We start from the raw sequence: 2372 nt of genomic DNA, 5'->3' as shown, positions 1-2372 counted from the left end.
AGGACTGCATCCTGCCGATGGAGCCACATCTCACAGACATCGCCCGCGTCATCCAGCTGGCCGTTGCCCCGGTTTTTCTGCTGACGGCAATCGCCACCCTGATCAGCGCCATGAACACTCGCCTGGGCCGAATCGTCGACCGCCGGCGAGTAATCCAGACACGTTTGAAGGAAAGTTCGAAGGAAAGCGACCAGCCCGAGTCGCGCAGCGAGCTGGCGAAACTCGCCCGGCGCACCCGACTCGTCTATTACTCGATCTTCTGTGCCGTTTTCGCGGCGCTGCTGGTCTGTCTTGTAGTCGCCGGAGCCTTTCTGGGCGCCCTCATCGCGGTCAACCTGTCGCGCATGGTAGCAACATTGTTCATCGCGGCAATGCTGGCAATCATCGCCGCCCTCGGCCTGTTCCTGCGCGAGATCTACCTTGCTGTACGCGCGGCGGGTCACGAACACCTCTAGCCCGGATGGGACGCAGGCTTGGTCGGTCGGCATACGCGAAGACGAAAGGCCGGTACTACAAACGCCTCTCAGCCGATTTCTAGACGCTGGCCCAGCTTGTGGAACGCAATTGAAATCGCGAAAAAGCGGGCGTCTTGGCACCGCTGAAACTGTGGCGGCAACTCGACCGAACCGGCAGCATTGCCAAGCTGATAGACTTGTGACTCGGAATGGCGAGGGGAAAATCTGTGGAAAATCATGACTACGACCTATTTGTGATCGGCGCCGGCTCGGGCGGGGTCAGGGCGGCCCGCATGGCTGCCGAGTTTGGGGCCAGGGTTGCAGTTGCAGAAGACCGCTACATGGGAGGCACTTGCGTGAACGTGGGGTGCGTACCAAAAAAACTGTACGTCTATGCGGCCGAATTCGGCAAGTCCTTCACCGATGCCCGGAACTTCGGCTGGGATAGCGATAGGTCCGCTTTCAACTGGGCGACCCTGCGCGACAACAAGAAAGCTGAAATATCGCGCCTCAATGGAGTCTATGACAATCTGCTGGCGGGGGTGAAGGTCGAGGTGATAAGCGGCCGCGCCCGGATCGTCGATGCCCACACGGTCGCTGTCGGCGAGCAACGCTATTCGGCAGAAAAGATCCTGATCGCCACCGGCGGTTGGCCGCATATTCCGGAATTCCCCGGTAGTGAGCATGCCATCAGCTCCAACGAGGTGTTCGACCTTGCACAATTTCCCCGGCGTCTGGCAATCGTCGGCGGCGGCTATATCGCAGTGGAGTTTGCCGGCATCTTCAATGGCCTCGGCGCCCAGGTTAGCCAGTTGTACCGTGGCCCCCTCTTCCTGCGCGGCTTCGATGCCGACATCCGCGCCCATGCGGCTCAGGAAATTCGCAAGACCGGCGTGGACCTGCGCTTCGAGATCAACGTGAAGGCGATCGCCGCGAGGGACAGTGGCCTTGAGGTTCAGCTTACCGATGAGACGACCCTTGAGGTCGATGCGGTGCTCTACGCCACGGGACGCAAAGCCAACCTCGAAGGGCTGGGTCTTGACAATGTGAACGTAAAGATCAGCGACGCCGGCAACATCGAGGTCGACGAGAAATACTGCACCTCCGAACCCAGCATTTTTGCTCTCGGCGATGTGACCGGCGGTATCGAGCTGACTCCGGTCGCACTGGCCGAGGGTATGTCCTTCGCCCGGCGCGAGTTTGGTGGACTGGAGAACATGGTGGACTACGACTTCATTCCGACGGCGGTCTTCTGCCAGCCGAACATCGGCACGGTCGGATTTACCGAGGAGGACGCGCGCGCCAGGTTCGGTCGTATCCGCGTATTCAAATCCACCTTCAAGCCCATGAAGCACAGCATCAGCGGACGCGACGAAAAGACCTTCATGAAGCTGATCGTGGACCAGGCCAGCGACCGCGTCGTCGGCGCGCACATGATGGGACCGGATGCAGGCGAGATCATGCAGGGTATCGCCATCGCCATGCGGGCGGGCGCCACCAAAGCCCTCTTCGACACGACCATCGGCATACACCCCACGGCCGCGGAGGAGTTCGTCACCATGCGCAAGCCCTGGAGCGAAGACTGACCGGTGCGTGCCAGCCCGGCTGCCGACTTTCAGTCGGCATGGGCCAGGGTTCCGCCAGTCAGCGGCTCTTCAGATACTTCAACATCGTATCGGCGTCGGACACTTCGAAGGGATCGGTCGGGCAGTTGTCCTCGAAGCCGTTTTCCGAAAACAGCTTCTTGATTTCGCCGTCTTCGACGTACATGGAATAGCGCCAACTGCGCTGGCCGAAACCGAGATTGTTCTTGTCTACCAGCATGCCCATCTTGCGTGTGAATTCGCCATTGCCATCGGGCAGCAGGAAAACGTTCTTGGCATTCTGGCTCTTGCCCCACTGGAACATGACGAAGGC

The 2372-nt window shown here is 60.1% G+C and carries 3 protein-coding genes; 2 read left to right on the top strand and 1 reads right to left on the bottom strand.

Features of this window, described 5'->3' with window-relative positions:
* Nucleotides 1–455: DUF2721 domain-containing protein (locus PROAA_RS04680; protein WP_342669208.1), on the top strand; the 455-nt coding region annotated here is incomplete at its 5' end.
* A gap of 227 nt (nucleotides 456–682) precedes the next feature.
* Nucleotides 683–2041, top strand: a complete 1359-nt coding sequence (gene gorA, locus PROAA_RS04675; RefSeq protein ID WP_186410226.1) for a glutathione-disulfide reductase — start codon at nucleotides 683–685, stop codon at nucleotides 2039–2041.
* A 58-nt stretch (nucleotides 2042–2099) separates the two neighbouring features.
* On the opposite strand, the gene PROAA_RS04670 is transcribed toward gorA, so the two are convergent.
* On the bottom strand, nucleotides 2100–2372 hold a 273-nt coding region (locus PROAA_RS04670; RefSeq protein WP_186410225.1), incomplete at its 5' end, for a redoxin family protein.

The sequence above is a fragment of the Candidatus Propionivibrio aalborgensis genome (assembly GCF_900089945.1).
In the GTDB taxonomy this organism is placed as follows: Bacteria; Pseudomonadota; Gammaproteobacteria; order Burkholderiales; family Rhodocyclaceae; genus Propionivibrio; species Propionivibrio aalborgensis.
This window is presented reverse-complemented; position numbering and strand designations above follow the sequence as displayed.